An 18,442-nucleotide genomic window follows, 5' to 3' on the forward strand; every position below is an offset into this window, starting at 1 on the left:
TTTCAAAACATCTTAACAAAACTATGCAAAAGAACACAAAAAAATGGGCTATGCTTACTATTTTTTTCGCCGCGTCTGTATTCTCATTAACTGCGTCGGCACAAGAAGACAAAACCAAACGCCCTTCTCCGCCAGCTACTGCCAGCGGCGAAATTAATGGTAAAACTATAACCATCAATTATGGGCAACCCTCTATAAAAGGCAGAGAAGTATGGGGTAAACTGGTACCCTACGGCCAAGTATGGCGTGCAGGCGCAAACGAGGCAACTACAATTGAATTTGCAAAAGACGTAACTATTGAGGGCAAAAAACTGCCAGCAGGTAAATATGGCTTTTTTACAATTCCGAATGCCAATGAGTGGACCATAATTTTTAATAAAGTACCTAATCAATGGGGTGCTTTTAAGTACGATGCTGCTCAAGATGCCTTACGGGTAACGGTAAAACCAAAAAAATCGAAGGTATTTAACGAAAAACTCATCTATGCAGTAAACAAAAGCACAGTGAGCCTTGCATGGGAAAACACCGAAGTGGCTTTTGCTATAAAATAATGTATTCGGGAAAAGGCTATTAACAATCGTTTTACTTCTGAGCTATGCCAAAAGTATAGCTCAGGATAGTATTACGCTTGATTGGCCTCGTTGCACAACCCTTGCGAAAAGTTTAGCAACAGCCCCCGAAAATAAAAAATACTTAAGGAAATGTTAATGTTTTTGAGTAAGTGAGTTTTCTTCTTTATTTTGCCTTTTTATTAAATTACTTTATGAAGAAAATATACTTGCTACTGCTATTAGCAATAAGCGCGCAATTAACTTTTGCACAGGGGATTATCTGGGAAACAGACATCGAAACGGCTTTTAAAAAAGCAAAAGCTGCTAACAAACTGGTGTTTGTAGAGTGCTATTTGCCTACTTGCCCTGTTTGCCAGAGTTTCGAGCCTATTCTGAAAAGTGCTTCTGTCGGAAGTTTCTACAACAAAAACTTTATTAATTTCAAGCTTAATGGCGAAAAAGCTGAACAGGTAAAATTCCTGAATGCAAAAAATATCTATTTGCCTAATTTTCCGATGTTTCTGTTTTTTGATGCTAATGGTAATCTGGTGCATCAGGCAGAGTCTGGCGAGGCCAAAGAAGAAAGCGTTATTAATGTAGGCAAAACTGTAACAGACCCCGAAAAAAGAGCTGTCAATTATAAAAAACGCTACGAAGCAGGTGAGCGTGACTTGAATTTTTTAATTGCCTATGGCTTTTATAGCCGTGTTATCAGAGATACTACTACTAACCTGACAATTGCCAATGCGGTGTATGATTCTTTCCCGAAAAATGAATTAAACAGTCCTACCAGTTGGGCAATTACTAAAAAAATTGTGCAGGACCTCGACAACGGTTTTGCGCAATACTGGTTTGAACACATAAGTACTGCCGGACAATACGAAGCTAGTGGAGGCCACCCCGACGGAGAAAAAAATGCGCTTGGTGTTATTCTTCAAACCTCTTTGTATAGTCCTCGTGGGCAGAATTACTCGTCGGCTAAGCTGAATACCATTAAAGGCTATATGAACAAACTGGGCTTTGGACAATATGCCGAAGGGGCTACTTGGCAGTTAGAATCAAAGGCACTGATAAAAGAAGGGCAATCCGAAAAGGCTTTTGTAATAGTAAATAACTTTGCCAATAAGCTACTCAACAATGGCGCAGCGTTGGTGTATCTGGGTTCGTTTGTACTCGATAACACTACCGACAAAACGTATCTTAGCTATGCCGATAAATACCTTGCTCAGGCAAAACCACTTCTGAAAGATAACGGACAACTAGCCGAATATTATTACCAGTCGGCTAAACTCCAACAACGTAAAGGTGATGCCACCCTTGCACGAAAAGAATTAACAGAGGCCAAAAAATATGCTACGCTGAGTAAAACTGACCTGAAAAAGTTCAATGAACTGGAGGCACAGCTAAAATAACTCAGAATTTCCGTAGACCACTCAAATAAGCAGGCCCGCCTAATGCACGCATCTGGCGGGTAATTTGCGCTGTTCGGCGTACTACATAAGGGCCCGGTTTGGCAATTGACCATTTACGGGGGCTGGGTAAAACAGCCGCAATGCGGGCTGCTTGCTCACGCGTAAGGCTGGCGGCAGATTTACCGAAGTATCTTTTTGAGGCTTCTTCCACACCAAAGGTCATGTCGCCCATTTCGGCTACGTTTAGATACACCTCCAGAATGCGCTCTTTTCCCCAGATTAATTCGATAAGCACAGTGAAGTAAACTTCAAATGCTTTTCTGATATAGCTTCGTGTTTGCCAGAGAAACACATTTTTAGCTACCTGCTGCGAAATAGTACTGGCTCCTCTTATTTTTTTGCCTTTCAGGTTTCGGTTAAAGGCATTACCCATCGATTTAAAGTCAAAGCCCCAATGTTCAGGAAAAAGCTGGTCTTCGGCAGCTACAACCGACAAAGGAGCTTCTTTTGAAATTTCATCGTACGACACCCAGTCATAATGTATTTCGCTATCCTTTCCGGCTGCCATAGCTTCCATTTTTCTCGACAACATCGTCATTGTAAAAGGGATAGGCACAAACTTGAAAAAAATGGTGGCACTAATAGTTGAAGCAAAGAAAAACACCAACAACTTAACTACTATTCTCTTTACCCTGCTCCAGATTGAAGTCAGTTTTCGAGGAGTATCCTGCGGAGGGGGCGTTACTGTTTTGGCACCAGCGTTTTTGCTTCGGAAAGTGTTTTTAGCCATTAGGAAAAATAATTATGAGGGCGTTTTAGGTTCTTATGTTTGTGCAAAATTCTATAAAAAAATACTCTTACACAAACCATTTTCCTTGCGATACTAATTGTACTTTGCCACCCACCTGCAATTTAAAAACCTGTTCGGCACTCATTTCTCCTCTGATATGAATCAACGACGGGCGGTTCATTTCGTAGCCTTGCTCAACCTGTTTCTGAATTACAGGTAATTCATATTTTAACAAGTAGGCTAATAAACAGGAGTTTGCACTTCCTGTGGCGGCATCTTCCACAATTCTATCATTTTCCAGACAGAACATACGCGCATGCAAGTGATTACTTTCGGCGTGGGTTTCGGTAGTATACAGAAAAAATGCGGCCGTCAGGCCATCAGGTGCGTTTGTTTTATAAAGTTGTTGTTCGGTCAGCCATGTTTTTATAGCGGTGTTGTCGAGCTTGGTAAGCTGAATAGCCTTCAGGCTTTTCAGAGGAACTATTATATATGGTAGCCCTGTTGAGACTAACTGAATCGGCATCGTATCGTCTATGTCTTCTGGGGTTAAGCCTAATAAAGAAGCTAAATCTGCCTGAAATATTGGTCCGAAGGTGGGGTTGCCTATTTCTAGCCAGAAGGTATCCTGCTCCAGTTTTACAGGAATAGTACCCACCTTTAAATGAAGATTTACCTCTGTTGCTGGCTCTTTCATTAATATAAACGCGGTGCCGAGTGTAGGATGCCCCGCAAACGGAACTTCATATTCAGGTGTAAATATTTTTACGGCGTAGCCATCGTCAGTGGCTTCATCCGATAGTATAAATGTCGATTCCTGAAAGTTAATTTCACGGGCAATTCTCAGCATCTGCTCGTGGGTCAGGCCATTGGCGTTCTGAAAAACAGCTAGCTGATTTCCATAATATTTTTGCTCTGCAAATACATCGACTATCGAAAAATCTAATATCATGGCTATAATTATCAGGTTAGTAAAATAAAAAGAAGATTCAGCCGTGAGCATTTTTGCTTACTCATACGGTTTCTGCTCCGACAGAAGTAACAAGATAACGAAATATCCCCAAAATTGGGTGATAGTACCAGTAGTTTTTTTTGCTTATTTGCCGTGCTTCTCAAAGCCTCATACGATAATCTATTATTTAACATTCTGTAAAATTTATGAAAAAGACACTTTTACTCGCTATTACGCTTCTGCTAGCGGGTTGCATCAACATTGCTCAGGGACAATTAACCACCGTGCCCGACGGAGGCAACAAAAAAGCATCGGTTTCAGAACAAATCGGTTTGGTAAACGTAACTATTGAATATCATCGTCCGGCTGTTAAAGGTCGTGAAGGTAAAATCTGGAATACTCCCATTGCCCACTATGGACTGGCCGATTTAGGCTTTGGTACATCAACGGCTGCGCCGTGGCGTGCAGGTGCAAACGAAAATACTACCATTAGCTTTTCTGATAACGTAAAGATAGAAGGCAAGGATTTATCCGCTGGAACGTACGGCTTCCATATTATTTTAGGAGAAACAGATAACACGCTTATTTTTTCTAAGGTGAGTAATTCGTGGGGTAGCTTTTATTATGACCCAGCCGAAGATACTCTTCGGGTAACTGTAAAAAGCCAGCCTCTGGAAAAAAGTGTTGAATGGCTGAAATATGAATTTATCAACCAGACCGACAATTCGGCAACAATAGCCTTGATGTGGGAGAAACGCATGATTCCTTTTAAGATAGAGGTTGATGTGCATAAAATTCAGATGGCTTCTTTCAGAAACGAACTGCGCACTAAACCAGGGTTTAAGTGGGAGTCTTTCGTACAAGCAGCTAACTATTGCTTACAGAACAATATTGAGACAGAACAGGCTCTTATCTGGGCCGACCAAGCCATTACTGCCCGCTTTGTAGGGCAGAAAAACTTTCAGACGTTAAGCACAAAAGCCGCTGTTTTGTCGAAACTGAACAGGCAGGCCGAAGCAAAAGCCCTGATGGATGAGGCCATTCCGATGGGCAATATGATAGAACTACATCAGTACGGGCGTCGACTTATAGCCATGAAACAACCTCAGGACGCCCTGAAGGTTTTTAAAACCAATTATGATAAAAACCCGAATCAGTTTACAACCAATGTTGGCTTGGGCAGGGCGTATTCGGCTGTGGCCGATTACAAAAAGGCTTTAACCTATATGCAGGCTGCTTTGGCTCAAGCACCCGACGAACTCAACAAAAACAGCGTTGAAACAATGATAAAAAAACTCGAAGAGGGCAAAGACGTAAACTAGTGTTTTTCTTTTCAAACGCATAAATTAGCAATTCGTCGGTAGGGTTGTTGGGTAGTACGATACGAATTGGTAACTTTATGCGTTTTATTTACCTAATGACCCCCATTATTAGGTTTTATTTCTAACAAACATTAATCAGATAACTTATGAAAAAAATAGCGTATATGCTGTTGACTGTGGCCGTTATGGCGGCCTGTACAAGAAAAGCCTCTGTAAGTAATTCTTCTACACAAAAAGATAACCTTTATCAATACTCTGTTGACCTCACAAAGGCAGAAAATGATAAACTTGAGGTTTCGTTAATTGCACCAAAAATAAGTGTCGACCAGATTAATTTCTATCTGCCTAAAATTGTGCCGGGTACGTATGCCAACTATGACTTTGGCCGTTTTGTATCGAACTTTAAAGCCTTTAACAGTAAAGGAGAAGCACTGCCTGTTGAAAAAGCAGATGTAAATAGCTGGACTATCAAGAACGCACAAAGCCTTTATAAAGTTACCTATAAAGTAGACGATACTTGGGATTCGCCCGAAATTAAAGGCGAAAAAATATTTGAACCTGCCGGAAGTGACATTGACCTTAATAAAAAATATGCCATTAATACTTTCTGCTTTTTTGGTTACTTCGATGGCATGAAACAAGTGCCTTATCAGGTGTCTTTTACAAAACCAGAAGGCTTTTATGGAGCCACTTCAATGAACTTTGCTTCTACTACGGCTACCAGAGATGTATTTCAGGCAGACAATTACATGGATTTGTCAGATGCCCCTATTCTTTATACCCGCCCCGATACCACAGTTCTGAAAATTGGCGGAGCCGATATTCTGGTTTCGGTGTTTTCGCCTAATCAGATGGCAAACTCAAAAGAAATAGCCGCCAACATTAATGCAACGCTAAATGCACAAAAAGAATACCTCGGTGGTAAACTTCCTATTCAGAAATATGCCTTCCTGATTGTGCTTTCAGATAACCCTAATCTGATGAGCTACGGAGCTTTGGAGCATTCTTACTCATCGTTCTATTACTTGCCTGAAGGCACTTCAAAAGAACTTTCTCAGACCGTGAAAGACGTGGCCTCACATGAGTTTTTTCATATCATTACGCCTTTGAGCATACACTCAGAAGAAATAGGCGATTTTGACTATAATCTGCCTAAAATGTCGAAACATTTATGGATGTATGAAGGTGCAACCGAGTATGCCGCAGGACACATGCAAATTAAATATGGGTTGGTTGATATGCCTCAGTATCTGGAAATGTTACGTCAGAAAATGATGACCATGAAAATGATGAACGATAAACTGCCTTTCACAGAAATGAGTAAAGGGGTACTGGATAAATACAAAAATCAGTACATGAATGTATATAACAAAGGAGCCTTGATTGCTTTGTGTCTGGATATTAAGTTACGTCAGTTGTCGGACGGGAAATATGGTACACAAAACCTGATGCGTGACCTCGCAAAAACCTACGGTAAAACACATTCGTTCAAAGATGATGAACTGTTTGATAAAATCACCTCGCTTACTTATCCTGAAATCCGTGAGTTTTTTGCTAAATACGTTGAAGGCCCCGAGCCCCTTCCATTAACCGAGGTACTAAATAGCGTAGGAATTGAGTACTTGCCAGAGGCAACCATGAAAAAAGTAAGTCTGGGTGGTATCAATCTGGGCTTTAATGCACAAACCAAACGTATTAAAGTAGCCAATGTTAGCAAAATGAACGATTTTGGTAAACAGTTGGGCTATCAGTTAAATGATGAAATTGTCTCAATCAATGGGCAGGAATTTACTATGATGAAAGCACAACAGATTCTGGACGATTACAGCAATCATACCAAAGTAGGCGACAACGTGGTAATTGAAGTAGCGCGTAAAAACGATGCTGGTAAAGAAGAAGTAGTTAAACTTTCGGCACCTGCGGTGCTGGTTGACGTAACCGAGAAAAATGTATTAAGAACTGTTGATAACCCATCGGCTGCTCAGTTAAAACTGAGAAAAGACTGGTTAAGCACAGCTAAATAATTCCTGAGGGGATTCCAACCTTTTCATAAAAGTGTCAGTCAAGGCTAATAGATACATTCTTAATGCCTTTGGCTGACATTTTTTGTTGCTGTATGCGCAAAATAGCCAGAGAGAAATTAAAATGTAATAAAAACGTTAGTCACCTTTGGAATACACCTTCCGTTACACCCCTGAAAAGATTGTGAGTTTAATTAGTAAAAAAAGCATTATTTATTTCCTGTCAGGAATAACTGCTGTCTCCTGCACCTCTGTAAATCCGGTGCCATTTGAAGAACAAGTAACACAACAGGCCATGAGGTCTGCACAGAAACCATCTGTGGGAAAACACGTCAATACTCCCGATATTATACATATTTTGAAAGATACCCTCAGAGCCATGCCTGTTAAAGCTCCTGCTGATACTGTTATTGAAAAACATACAGATGAACACAACAACGTAAATACGGGCGAGCATACAGGAGAGCATATTTTTCAGTTTTATGAAATTACACCACCAGACATCACCTTCAGTTTCCCGTCGCACAGCATCGTCATGATTCCGGTCAGCAATGTAGGGGTAGATAAAGGCGTAGCCAATAGTTTTTGTGAGTACTGGCTTTATACCAAAGATGGTCGTCTGGTTTGTTATTGTAAAGATACTATCAGTGGTTTGCATCCTGTGTATGGCAATAGTTTCAATACCAATAATCATTTGCCGGAGTTCAGTAAAAAAATTGGTTATGGTGAGTACCGTCTGGTATATAAAAATATTTCTACGGCACCTGTTAAGCAGGATTTAATTTTTGGCTTGATTATTAATCAGGGGAAAGACCAGATTGATACAAAAGTATATAGCGGAGAAACGAAAGAATTCTGGATAAAAATCTATCCTTCTGACAGTGCCTTTAAACTTAACAATAACAATAAAGAACCAATGTAAAGCCATTGACTTGCTTCAATGGCTTTACAAAACATGGTTTAGTAGGCTTTGAGAGCTTCTACCAAACTAGCGTTTTCGGTATCTGTGCCAATTGAAATACGAATACACCCTTCACAAAGCTGCACATTTGAGCGGTCGCGGGTAATGATTTTCTTATCAATCAGGTATTTAAAAACGCCTTTGGCATCATCGAATTTCACAAGTAGCTGATTCGAGTCAGACGGATATATTTTTTTCACCAGAGCCACCTCTTGAAGCATAGCTTCCAATGTGGCACGTGCTTGCAGAATATGCGCTACATAGGCGTTTTTCTTATCTTCATTACCTAGTGCTTCAAGAATCAAAGATTGGGTAGCCGAATTGAGGTTATAAGGATATTTGATTTTATTCAATATTTTAATGAGGTCTTCCGAAGCAAAAGCCATTCCGAAGCGCAATGCCGCCAGCCCCCACGCTTTTGAGAAAGTCTGTAAAACTACCAGATTCGGGTAGGTATCCAGCAATTGTGTGAACGATTCCGCTTCTGTAAAATCAATATAGGCTTCGTCAACTACCACAAAACCTGTTTTGAAATTATCTAAAACCTGAATAATAGCTTCCCTTTTGATGAGGTTGCCCGATGGATTATTGGGTGAGCATACCCATATTAATTTTGTATGAGAATTGATAGCCGCTAATACAGCATCAACATTCATCTGAAAATCGGGTGTAAGTGGTACTTGCTGCACAGGGGTATTCTGAATATCGGCACACACCTTATACATTCCGTAAGTAGGGGGCATAATAATGATATTGTCCTCTTTAGGCTCACACGTAGCCCGAATGAGTAAATCAATGGCTTCGTCAGAGCCATTTCCTAAGAATATCTGCCCCAGACGCACCCCTTTAATAACGGCCAGTTTTTCTTTAATAGCCCACTGATAAGGGTCAGGATAACGATTATAATTGCCTTCTATTACCGCACCGAAGGGGTTTTCATTAGCATCTAAAAAAATGCCTTCTTTTCCGGTGTATTCGTCACGGGCAGAGGCATAAGGGGTTAACGTAAGAATATGATGACGAATAATATTACTAAGTGAAAACATAGAGAGATTAAAATTTACTTGAATTTAGATACTATTTTGCTCGTAGGTTAATTATTTAGGGGCCATTCTGATGGCACCGTCCAGCCGGATTACTTCACCGTTAAGCATGGTGTTTTCTACAATTTGCTGCGCCAGTTGTGCATATTCATCAGGCCGGCCTAAACGCGGCGGAAAAGGCACTTGTTGCCCCAGCGATTGTTGGGCTTCTTCGGGCAAACCAGCCATTAAAGGCGTGCGGAAAATACCCGGAGCAATGGTCATGACCCTGATACCGTTTCTTGATAAGTCGCGGGCAATGGGTAAGGTCATGGCAACAATTCCTCCTTTCGATGCCGAATAAGCTGCTTGTCCAATTTGCCCGTCATAAGCAGCTACGGAAGCAGTATTTATAATTACCCCTCTTTCTCCTTCTTCATTTGGCACATTGTTCGACATCTCGAACGCTGCCAATCGAATCATATTAAACGAACCTACCAGATTGATATTAATAATTTTCTGGAACTGGGCTAACGAATGCGGGCCTTCTTTGCCCAACGTGCGGGCAGGCGGTGCAATACCTGCGCAATTAACCAATATATGAATGGCCTTGAAACGGGCTATGGCCTGACTCATTACTTTTTGTGCATCTTTCTCTGACGATACATCGCATTTCACAAACTTGGCTTTACGACCCAGTTCGGTGGCTAAGGCTTTGCCTTTTTCTTCGTTAAGGTCTACAATAATGGCATTAGCTCCGGCTTTTACAAACCTTCTTACCACTGCCTCGCCAAGTCCTGAGGCTCCGCCAGTTACTACGGCTGTCAATCCCTTTAGTTGCATATAATTTATTTAACAATATAAATACTACAATAAAATTAACGTAGGTGTGCAAACCTGTTCATCTGTAAAATTGGTCAATATACTGCTTTGAGCTATTTTGTTTTTTCAATTAACTTTATCCAAATGCCTGATAGTCAGAAGAGTATTTTTCTGTTTATTCACTATTCAGGATACATTTAACGCCTGTCTTTTGTACCTTTGTAGCCAAAACTGATTATTCTGTTACTAATATTAGCCTTTTTTCAGGGCTAATATTAGTAAATTGCCACAAAATTTGAAAAGAATCTTATGTTATCCAAAGAAAATATTGCGGAATACTTCAAGACATTACAAAATAATATTTGCCAAGCCATAGAATCTACTGACGGAAAAGGAAAATTCAGAGAAGACCTCTGGCAACACCATAGCGGTGGCGGTGGACGAACCCGTGTAATAACCGACGGGAATATCATTGAAAAAGGTGGTGTAAACTTTTCGGCAGTTTCAGGAGAAGCCTCCGAAGCTCTCCAGAAACAATTAAATCTGAGCGAGAAAGCCAGTTATTTTGCCACAGGGGTTTCAATTGTGCAGCACCCGGTTAGTCCTATGGTGCCAATTATTCACATGAATGTGAGGTACTTTGAGTTATCGACTGGTGCTTGCTGGTTTGGTGGTGGTATCGACCTCACGCCTCATTACGTGGTAGAAGAAGATGCCCGCTGGTTTCATGAACAACTAAAAAGTGCCTGTGATGTACATTCGCCCGATTATTACCCCAAGTACAAAGAGTGGGCCGATAATTATTTTTTTATTCCGCATCGTGGTGAAACCCGCGGAGTAGGGGGGATATTCTTTGATTATCTGAAACCTGACGAAAACCTCCCCAAAGAAAAATTGTTTGAATTTGTGAAGTCGGTAGGTGAGCGTTTCGCTCCTATATATACCCGTTTGATGGCTAAAAATAGTCAGTTGCCTTACAATGAGCAACATAAAAACTGGCAAATGTTACGTCGGGGCCGATACGTTGAGTTTAATCTGGTTTGGGACCGAGGCACCAAGTTCGGACTGGAAACTAATGGGCGCACAGAGTCGATTCTGATGAGTTTGCCACCGGTAGCTAACTGGGTTTATGATTTTAAACCCGAAGCAGCAAGTGAAGAAGAAAAAACCCTGAGCTTGCTCAGGAAAGGAGTTAATTGGTTGGCTTAAGCTAATCATGAATATTATTTGTACTTAATTTGAAGGCTTTTCAGGCTTTTATACGAAGTATTTTCTCACTAAATCACACCGATAGGAAAGATGAACTACCGATTTAAAAAAAATAATCTGGCACTTATCCGATTCGTGCTTAAAGTTATGAATAGCATCAGAGCTTATCTGAAAAACAGGTTCGATGCCATCAATAACAATAAACTGAAACAAAATCTGCTTAATGCCATTCCTTTTTGGGTAGGAGCTTTGCTAACAGGCGTAGTGGCAGTTATTTATGCCAAATTATTTGTACTAGCCGAAGAAGGAACAGCCTACCTTTTTCATCTGGACAAACGACTGTTTTTTATTCTTACACCCATTTGTTTTGTAGCCGCATGGGCTTTAGTAAATAAATACGCACCTTATGCCAGAGGTAGCGGAATACCACAAGTAAGTGCGAGTATCGAACTGGCGAATCCCAAAAAATATGCTATTGTTAGCAAATTCCTGAGTTTCAGGGTAATTCTGGTAAAAATTGTTTCTAGCCTTATAATGGTTTTTGGCGGTGGGGCTGTGGGCCGTGAAGGCCCTACAATTCAGATTGCAGGCTCTATTTTTAAAAAAATAAACGACTTGCTACCAGAGTGGTACCCTAAAATATCAAAGAAAAATATGCTCATTACGGGTGCGGCATCGGGGCTTGCGGCAGCCTTTAATACACCCTTGGGCGGAATTGTATTTGCTATTGAGGAGCTAACCAAAACTCATTTTAGTTACTTTAAATCGGCCCTGATTACGGGCGTAATTATTGCAGGCTTAACAGCCTTGAATATTCTGGGGCCTTACTTGTATCTGGGGTATCCGAAAGTTAACAACCTTTCATGGTGGATTATCTTCCCTGTTATTCTGGTTGCTATCCTTTCAGGGTATCTGGGGTGCCTCATGACACGCTTTATTTTGTATGTGCTAAGAAAAAAAAGTTTTCTTAAAACCAATGTCAGCAAAATTGGGTATTGCCTTGCAGGAGGTTTACTGATTGCCCTGATGGGAGTATTTATCAGTATGGAAACCTTTGGTACAGGCAAAGAAATTATGCAGCAAATATTGCTGACCGACCAGAAATACACCGAGTGGTATACGCCTGTGCTAAGGTTTCTGGGGCCTGTTATTTCGTTTACTAATGGCGGAGCAGGCGGAGTTTTTGCGCCGGCCCTGAGTGCAGGTGCAAGCATTGGCTCGGTAGTATCGGCTTTTTTTGAGTTACATCATTCTAATGCGAATCTTATTATCCTTTGCGGAATGGTGGCTTTCCTGACAGGTGTAACCCGAAGCCCGTTCACATCGGCAATTCTGGTTTTAGAGATGACCACCGCCGAGAGCATTATCTTCTATCTTATGATGGCAGGGCTTACGGCCAATCTTATTGCAACATTGGCTAGTAAACATTCATTCTACGACCAGCTTAAAGAACAATACCTGAAAGAAGTGGATGCTTAATTGTCAGGCGTGAGATGATTATCGTCTGAAAATCATCTCACGCCTGATTGCATTTGTTTGCTTTACTCTCTGGCTTTTTTCTCCAATTCTTCTGCAATATACTTGTCGACTATTTTTTCCAGAATCGACATCGTAACAGTTCCCTGAGATAGTACTAAATCATGGAAAGCCCTTACATCAAATTTATCTTTCAGGGTATTTTCGGCTTTCTTGCGCAAATTCTTGATAGTTATTTCGCCTATTTTATAGGCCAGTGCCTGCCCTGGCCATGAAATATAACGGTTAATTTCAGTATTTACCTCGTGCATCGATAAAGCTGTGTTATCAGCCAGAAAACTTACTGCTTGTTCTCTTGTCCAGTCTTTGTCATGAATTCCTACGTCAATCACTAATCGGCAGGCGCGCCACATTTCATAGGTTAATCGCCCGAAAAGGCTGTAAGGGTCTTTATATAAACCTAACTCATAGCCCAGATACTCGCTGTAAAGCCCCCAGCCTTCGCCATAGGCATTTACGTAAAGGTTCCGTCTGAACTCAGGCAGGTTGTCCAGTTCTTGTGTAAGCGATATTTGTAAATGATGCCCCGGCACGGCCTCATGAAGCGTAAGGGCTTCTAGTGTATAAAGCGTTCGGCTGGGTAAGTTATAAGTATTTACCCAGTAATTACCTGCATTTTTCGATTTAATCGAAGCACCGCTATACCGGCCTGCTGTGTAAGAAGGTGCCAGATAATCGGGTACAGGAACCACCCCATAAGGTTGGCGTGGTAGTTTATTAAAAAGCAAAGGCAGTTTGCCATCTATTTTCTTCGCAATAAACGAGGCTTCTTTCAATAGTTGGTCGGCGGTGGTTGGGTAAAACTTAGGGTCTGTTCGTAAGTAATTAATAAAATCTTTGATAGAACCTTTAAACTTCACTTCGTTTAAAACCTGCTGCATTTCCTGCCGGATACGTGCTACCTCTAGCATACCCAGATTAAATATTTCGTCAGGGGTTTTATTAGTAGTAGTGTAGTGTTTTACTTTCTCGGCATAGAATTGTTTCCCGTCGGGCATACGCGATGCCCCCAGCGTAGTACGGGTTTTAGGATGATACTCTTTTTCAAAAAAGGTCTTTATTTTCCGATAACTCGGAATTACGCTATCAGTTATCAGTTTTTTGCCTTCGGCGGTTATTTGTGCCCACTCTGTTTCTGAAATCCCATAAGGTTTTTCTTTAAAAGGCTTCCAGAAAACCGATTTCTCAACTTCATCTACAATATGTGTCTGGTAAGTTGCTTCGTATCCTTTCAGGGCAACACTTGGCTGAGATATACCCAAAGCCAGCCCTTTTCTGATAAGGTTCAGGTTTTCGTCAACATATAACGGTATGCCTCTAAGCATGGTCAGGTACTTTTCCAGTTGTTTTTTGGTGGTATAGCTGCGCGAAGCAATAGCGGCCAGACTTGTATGAAAACCTTCGTCCGACAAAATTGGGTTCAGGTATTCTTTGTATTCGTAGGATACGATTTCGTCGTTGAGTTTATATTTTAAGAGAGAAACGTTTATCTGGTCGTCGAACGATAAAGAAGCAACGTCAAGAGCATTGAGTTTATCGTATTCTTGTTTGTAGAATTGGTATCGGCGCAGGAAATCTTCTTCGCGGTTTCTGCCAAAGGGGTAAAGCGCATTAACCGAGTCGGCTGGCGATTCTTTTTCGTCAAATGTTTTCCATTCCTGCAATACTTGTGTTATTACAGGGTTTTGTTTGGGTGTTTGGGCATAAGCAAAGGAAATAGTCAGGTACAGAAGCCCAAGTAAACTTTTTTTCATTGGCGGTTTGTTGAGGTTAATGGTCAGATGTTTCAGAATCCGAATATATAAAAAATCAGCGAAAGAGAATAGACTCTGGCAATAGATGGGCATAAAATAAGGGAGATGCACGAATACACTCCCTTACTGGCAGACAGTTATTTATTTTAATGAGATGTTTTACCCCCAAGATACGGGCTATTGAGTAATTTCTGAAAGCCCTCGAATTTAACCGGAGTTTTCTGATACTGATACGTTGTTCGTAACGATTGTGTACGGTTGTTGTCTCCCATAGCAACGTCAACATCATCCATCATGAACTGAGACGGGTGTTCGTATCCGCAGGCATGGCAAATTTCGAGTATTTCTTTGGTAATGGTTTTTACATAATTATAAAAACGCTCGCTTTTCAGCGTCGGGTCAATGCCTGCCTGTAACCATTTGTTTTGTGTAGCCACACCACTGGGGCAGCGGTTATTATGGCAAACCTGTGCTTGTATGCAGCCAATCGAAATCATCGACTCCCGTGCTACATTAATAATATCTACGCCCATTGCAAAAGCCATAATGGCGGTATCTGGCAGCCCAAGTTTTCCGGCTCCTATGAAAGTAAGTTTATCTGTGAGGTCTCTCTTCTGGAAAATCCGGTAAACCGACGAGAAAGCGTATACAAACGGCAACGATACGTGGTCGGCAAAACTCGGAGGAGCAGCTCCTGTGCCACCTTCGCCGCCATCAATATTAATAAAGTCGGGGCCTTTGCCTGTTTTCTTCATGAGGTCGGCTAATTCTTCCCATAACTCTAACTTCCCGACTGCCGATTTTAACCCCACGGGTAAACCCGTTGCGGCTGCCATTTTTTCAATGAAATCAACCATTTCAGGTACATTTGAAAACGCACTATGGCTGGCTGGCGAAATAACATCTTTACCCATAGGTACGTGTCTAATCTCGGCAAGTTCTTTTGTGAGTTTTGAAGCAGGTAATACTCCTCCCTTGCCTGGTTTAGCCCCCTGCGATAGTTTCAGTTCTATCATCTTAATAGCGGGGTTGTCTTTGCAGAGCTTTACCAGTTTTTCCATTACAAAATTTCCGTCGTCGTCTCTCACCCCAAAATACGCCGTTCCGATATTAAGCACTATGTCGGCTCCGTTTTTGTGGTATGCCGACACCCCGCCCTCGCCCGTGTTATGATAACAGCCGAATTTCATTGCACCTTTATTGAGCGACTCAATAGCTGCGGCTGATAAAGACCCGAAACTCATGCCCGATACATTAATGACCGACTTGGGTAAGTATGGTTGTTTGCGTTTGTGGTATTCGCCTATAACCTTTGCTGAGGGGCAAACATAGGGGTTAGTAAGGTTCGGATGCCCCGCGGGTAGTTTAAGAGGCAGCAAGGCCGGTTTTATGAACGTATACCCTGCGCTGTACATATCTTGGTCGGTACCAAACCCCTGAAAGTTGTTTTCCTTTTTAGAAGAGGCGTAAATCCATGAACGTTGCCTGCGGTTAAAAGGAAGCTCTTCGCGGTTATTGGCTACAATGTATTGTCTGAATTCGGGCCCTATGCTTTCAATAAAATAACGTAAATGCCCTATAATCGGGAAATTATGCTGTACCGTATGTTTTTTCTGTGAGATGTCTCTGGCGGCAATTAAAGCGAGTATAAACAAAAGGTATCCCCACCACGGAATACTTCCTAAAAATTGCAGAATGTCGTTCATAAAGCAAAGTTTGAATAGATGAATATAAAGTATGTTTAGCTATTAGTAATACAATGTCTGATTGAATATAGAATTTCTCGTGCAAAGAGTAGTAATATATTGCATTAAATTCGTATTAATCTATGATATTTGAGCAAAATTTATTAAACCTATAACACAACTGTAAGTCGTTTTATTTCATTCAAAACTATCATTCCTATGAGAATTCAACACCTAATTTTTCTGTTTTGTTTTTTTGCTTTAAAAAATAGTTTTTCACAAAGCCCAATTATTAAAAAAGAAAATATATTTGAGAACCCTCCGTTTGCCGAATGTCACGCTTCTACTATTGTAGAACTGGCCAATAATAAAATGATGGCGGCATGGTTTGGAGGCACGCGGGAATCGAACCCCGATGTATGTATCTGGATTGCCAGATATGACGGAAAACAATGGTCGAAGCCTGAAAAAGTAGCCGATGGTATTATTAACGATAACCTTAGGTATCCTACGTGGAATCCGGTTTTGTTTAAAACAAAAGAAGGAAAACTTTTCTTGTTTTATAAAGTGGGGAAATCGCCGCGTGAATGGTGGGGCGAGGTGAAAACATCTACCGATGACGGCGCAACATGGTCAAAGGCTGAAAAACTGCCTCAGGATATGCTAGGACCTATTAAAAACAAGCCCGTTCAGCTAGCGAATGGAGATATTCTGTACCCGACAAGTACCGAAAGCAAAGTAGGTAACAAATGGCATATACATCTGGAGAAATCGGACAAAGACGCTAAAAACTGGCACATGATTCCTATCGAGTGTGATACCTTCGGCGTTATTCAGCCAAGTATTCTCCGTTATTCTGATACTAAATTACAATTACTTTGCCGCAGTAAACAGAATTATGTGGTACAGACTTGGTCGAACGACAACGGCCAGACATGGGGCCCCTTGCAGTTAACTAACCTGCCTAACCCTAATTCGGGAACCGATGCCGTAACTTTAAAGAATGGCTTGCAAGTACTGGTGTATAATCCTTTAAGAAAAGGTAAGGAGTGGTCGAACGGAAGGCAGAAATTGAATGTAGCTGTTTCGTCGGATGGCTCTAACTGGAAGGATATATGCGTGTTGGAAGATGAAAAGAAAGGAGAGTTTAGTTATCCTGCCATTATTCAGTCGTCAGATGGCCGCGTGCATATTACTTATACCAACGACCGTAAAAATGTTCGTTATGTAGTTTTAGATATAAAATAAAGCATCCAAGCACTGATTTTAAAAAGCAGATATAGCAATGTATCTGCTTTTTTATTTGTTTCGATAGTAGCCAGTTGTCTGTATAAATAGCCACTTATCGAAAATATCATGCCAGTTAGCCCGAATTAATAACCAATTATCCGAAAAATAACTCCAAAAATACTTCATTTCCTGCAATTCATCGAAAAAGCCCTGTTAGTCAGTATAAACAAGTATAAATTTGTATCAACAAAGCAAAAGAACAAAGAGTGAATTAGCTATTAGCACGGCAAAAGAGATTAAGTAAAACAATTGCTATTGAGTAAGTAACCCAAAAAGTATTACAGAGCCATTACTGAAAAGTAAAGCTACAAAGATAAACTGCTAAATTTAAAAGGAAAGTTGAATAGGACAATTGCTATTGAAGGACAATTAAAAAGAGAGTTGAACTGCTGTTTTTTTATTTATTAAGAAAAAAAGTTGATTTTGACAATTGCTATTGAATAAAGATTTAACACCAGAGCATAGAGGAGTTTGGATAAATTGATGGCTCAAATAAATTAAATTGAGGAATTGTTTGCAGCACACTTAACCACTATAAGGTTTACTTCCAAAAAGTAAGAGGTAATAAGTGTCTTAAAAAAGAAAAGTGGAGTTGAAAGTCGACTCCACTTTTACTGACAATTGCTATTGAGTGAATATTTTTTTATTACATAAATAGATGTTTAAGAGATATATTCTATTGTGTAAAAACGAAATCTGAACAAGAAAATTGTATTTTTTCAATATAGGCCATTACGCACAAAACGTCCCCCCACGGAATACACCTTAAAGTAGATTAACAATAAACCGTATCCCAAATTCCCATAATCACTTCCAACACCTCCCTACAATGAGCATCTTTACACATTACTAGGAGAGCAAAAATGCTCATTCATCGGGAGGGTTGGAGTGACCATTACGATGTCCCATAAATTACATAAGAAATAATCATACCAAAACCTTGTAAATAAGGTATTTAGTATTTATTTTTGTTTAGATGCCCAATAAAATGAGTGGAAAAATAGTGTGTTTTTTGCTGATTTTATGCCGCTTAATCATAAAGACAAACTTTTGCTACCTTTTAATAATTTTTTCAGAAAAGAAATTTTTTTCTGAGTTTAGGATACCCGAAACTT

At 40.5% G+C, this 18,442-nt stretch carries 14 protein-coding genes; 8 read left to right on the forward strand and 6 right to left on the reverse strand.

The features are described 5' to 3' along the window. Positions 1-23: 23 nt before the first annotated feature. Entirely contained in the window at positions 24-551 is a 528-nt protein-coding gene (locus tag WAA15_RS14170) for a DUF2911 domain-containing protein (RefSeq protein WP_337043439.1), read from the forward strand. A 212-nt stretch (positions 552-763) separates the two neighbouring features. Beyond that, positions 764-1,963: a thioredoxin family protein gene (locus WAA15_RS14175; protein ID WP_337043440.1), complete on the forward strand. Its 1,200-nt coding sequence runs from the start codon at positions 764-766 to the stop codon at positions 1,961-1,963. A 1-nt stretch (position 1,964) separates the two neighbouring features. Here WAA15_RS14175 and mtgA read toward each other — a convergent pair whose 3' ends face one another. Together mtgA and WAA15_RS14185 are read right to left on the reverse strand one after the other, a co-directional pair. Then, entirely contained in the window at positions 1,965-2,753 is a 789-nt protein-coding gene (gene mtgA, locus WAA15_RS14180) for a monofunctional biosynthetic peptidoglycan transglycosylase (RefSeq protein WP_337043441.1), read from the reverse strand. A gap of 67 nt (positions 2,754-2,820) precedes the next feature. Then, a complete protein-coding gene (locus WAA15_RS14185; protein ID WP_337043442.1) occupies positions 2,821-3,756 on the reverse strand; it encodes a PhzF family phenazine biosynthesis protein in 936 nt (311 codons plus the stop codon). 155 nt (positions 3,757-3,911) lie between these two features. Between WAA15_RS14185 and WAA15_RS14190 the strand changes: the two genes are divergently transcribed. The 3 genes from WAA15_RS14190 (at position 3,912) to WAA15_RS14200 (ending at position 7,970) form a co-directional block, all read left to right on the forward strand. Continuing rightward, entirely contained in the window at positions 3,912-5,027 is a 1,116-nt protein-coding gene (locus WAA15_RS14190) for a DUF2911 domain-containing protein (RefSeq protein WP_337043443.1), read from the forward strand. A 146-nt stretch (positions 5,028-5,173) separates the two neighbouring features. Continuing rightward, the gene (locus WAA15_RS14195) at positions 5,174-7,051 is read left to right on the forward strand and encodes a M61 family metallopeptidase (protein ID WP_337043444.1); all 1,878 of its coding nucleotides are present in this window, start codon (positions 5,174-5,176) and stop codon (positions 7,049-7,051) included. Positions 7,052-7,196: 145 nt separating this feature from the next. Continuing rightward, positions 7,197-7,970, forward strand: a complete 774-nt coding sequence (locus WAA15_RS14200; RefSeq protein WP_337043445.1) for a hypothetical protein — start codon at positions 7,197-7,199, stop codon at positions 7,968-7,970. Between the two features lie 38 nt (positions 7,971-8,008). Here the strand turns inward: WAA15_RS14200 and hisC are convergent, their stop codons facing one another. Together hisC and WAA15_RS14210 are read right to left on the reverse strand one after the other, a co-directional pair. Next, on the reverse strand, positions 8,009-9,055 hold the full coding sequence (gene hisC, locus WAA15_RS14205) for a histidinol-phosphate transaminase (RefSeq protein ID WP_337043446.1): 1,047 nt from the start codon (positions 9,053-9,055) through the stop codon (positions 8,009-8,011). Positions 9,056-9,106: 51 nt separating this feature from the next. Continuing rightward, entirely contained in the window at positions 9,107-9,874 is a 768-nt protein-coding gene (locus tag WAA15_RS14210) for a 3-hydroxyacyl-CoA dehydrogenase (RefSeq protein ID WP_337043447.1), read from the reverse strand. Between the two features lie 288 nt (positions 9,875-10,162). Here WAA15_RS14210 and hemF point away from each other — a divergent pair, with 288 nt between their 5' ends. Beyond that, the gene (gene hemF / locus WAA15_RS14215) at positions 10,163-11,062 is read left to right on the forward strand and encodes an oxygen-dependent coproporphyrinogen oxidase (RefSeq protein ID WP_337043448.1); all 900 of its coding nucleotides are present in this window, start codon (positions 10,163-10,165) and stop codon (positions 11,060-11,062) included. Between the two features lie 90 nt (positions 11,063-11,152). Further along, on the forward strand, positions 11,153-12,541 hold the full coding sequence (locus WAA15_RS14220) for a chloride channel protein (RefSeq protein ID WP_337043449.1): 1,389 nt from the start codon (positions 11,153-11,155) through the stop codon (positions 12,539-12,541). Positions 12,542-12,603: 62 nt separating this feature from the next. On the opposite strand, the gene WAA15_RS14225 is transcribed toward WAA15_RS14220, so the two are convergent. Together WAA15_RS14225 and WAA15_RS14230 are read right to left on the reverse strand one after the other, a co-directional pair. Next, positions 12,604-14,352, reverse strand: a complete 1,749-nt coding sequence (locus tag WAA15_RS14225; protein WP_337043450.1) for a DUF885 domain-containing protein — start codon at positions 14,350-14,352, stop codon at positions 12,604-12,606. Positions 14,353-14,498: 146 nt separating this feature from the next. After that, on the reverse strand, positions 14,499-16,058 hold the full coding sequence (locus tag WAA15_RS14230; protein WP_337043451.1) for an FMN-binding glutamate synthase family protein: 1,560 nt from the start codon (positions 16,056-16,058) through the stop codon (positions 14,499-14,501). Positions 16,059-16,256: 198 nt separating this feature from the next. Between WAA15_RS14230 and WAA15_RS14235 the strand changes: the two genes are divergently transcribed. Further along, positions 16,257-17,285, forward strand: a complete 1,029-nt coding sequence (locus WAA15_RS14235; protein ID WP_337043452.1) for a sialidase family protein — start codon at positions 16,257-16,259, stop codon at positions 17,283-17,285. The last annotated feature ends 1,157 nt before the right edge of the window (positions 17,286-18,442 follow it).

It is taken from the genome of Emticicia sp. 17c (assembly GCF_037153985.1).
GTDB lineage: Bacteria > Bacteroidota > Bacteroidia > Cytophagales > Spirosomataceae > Emticicia.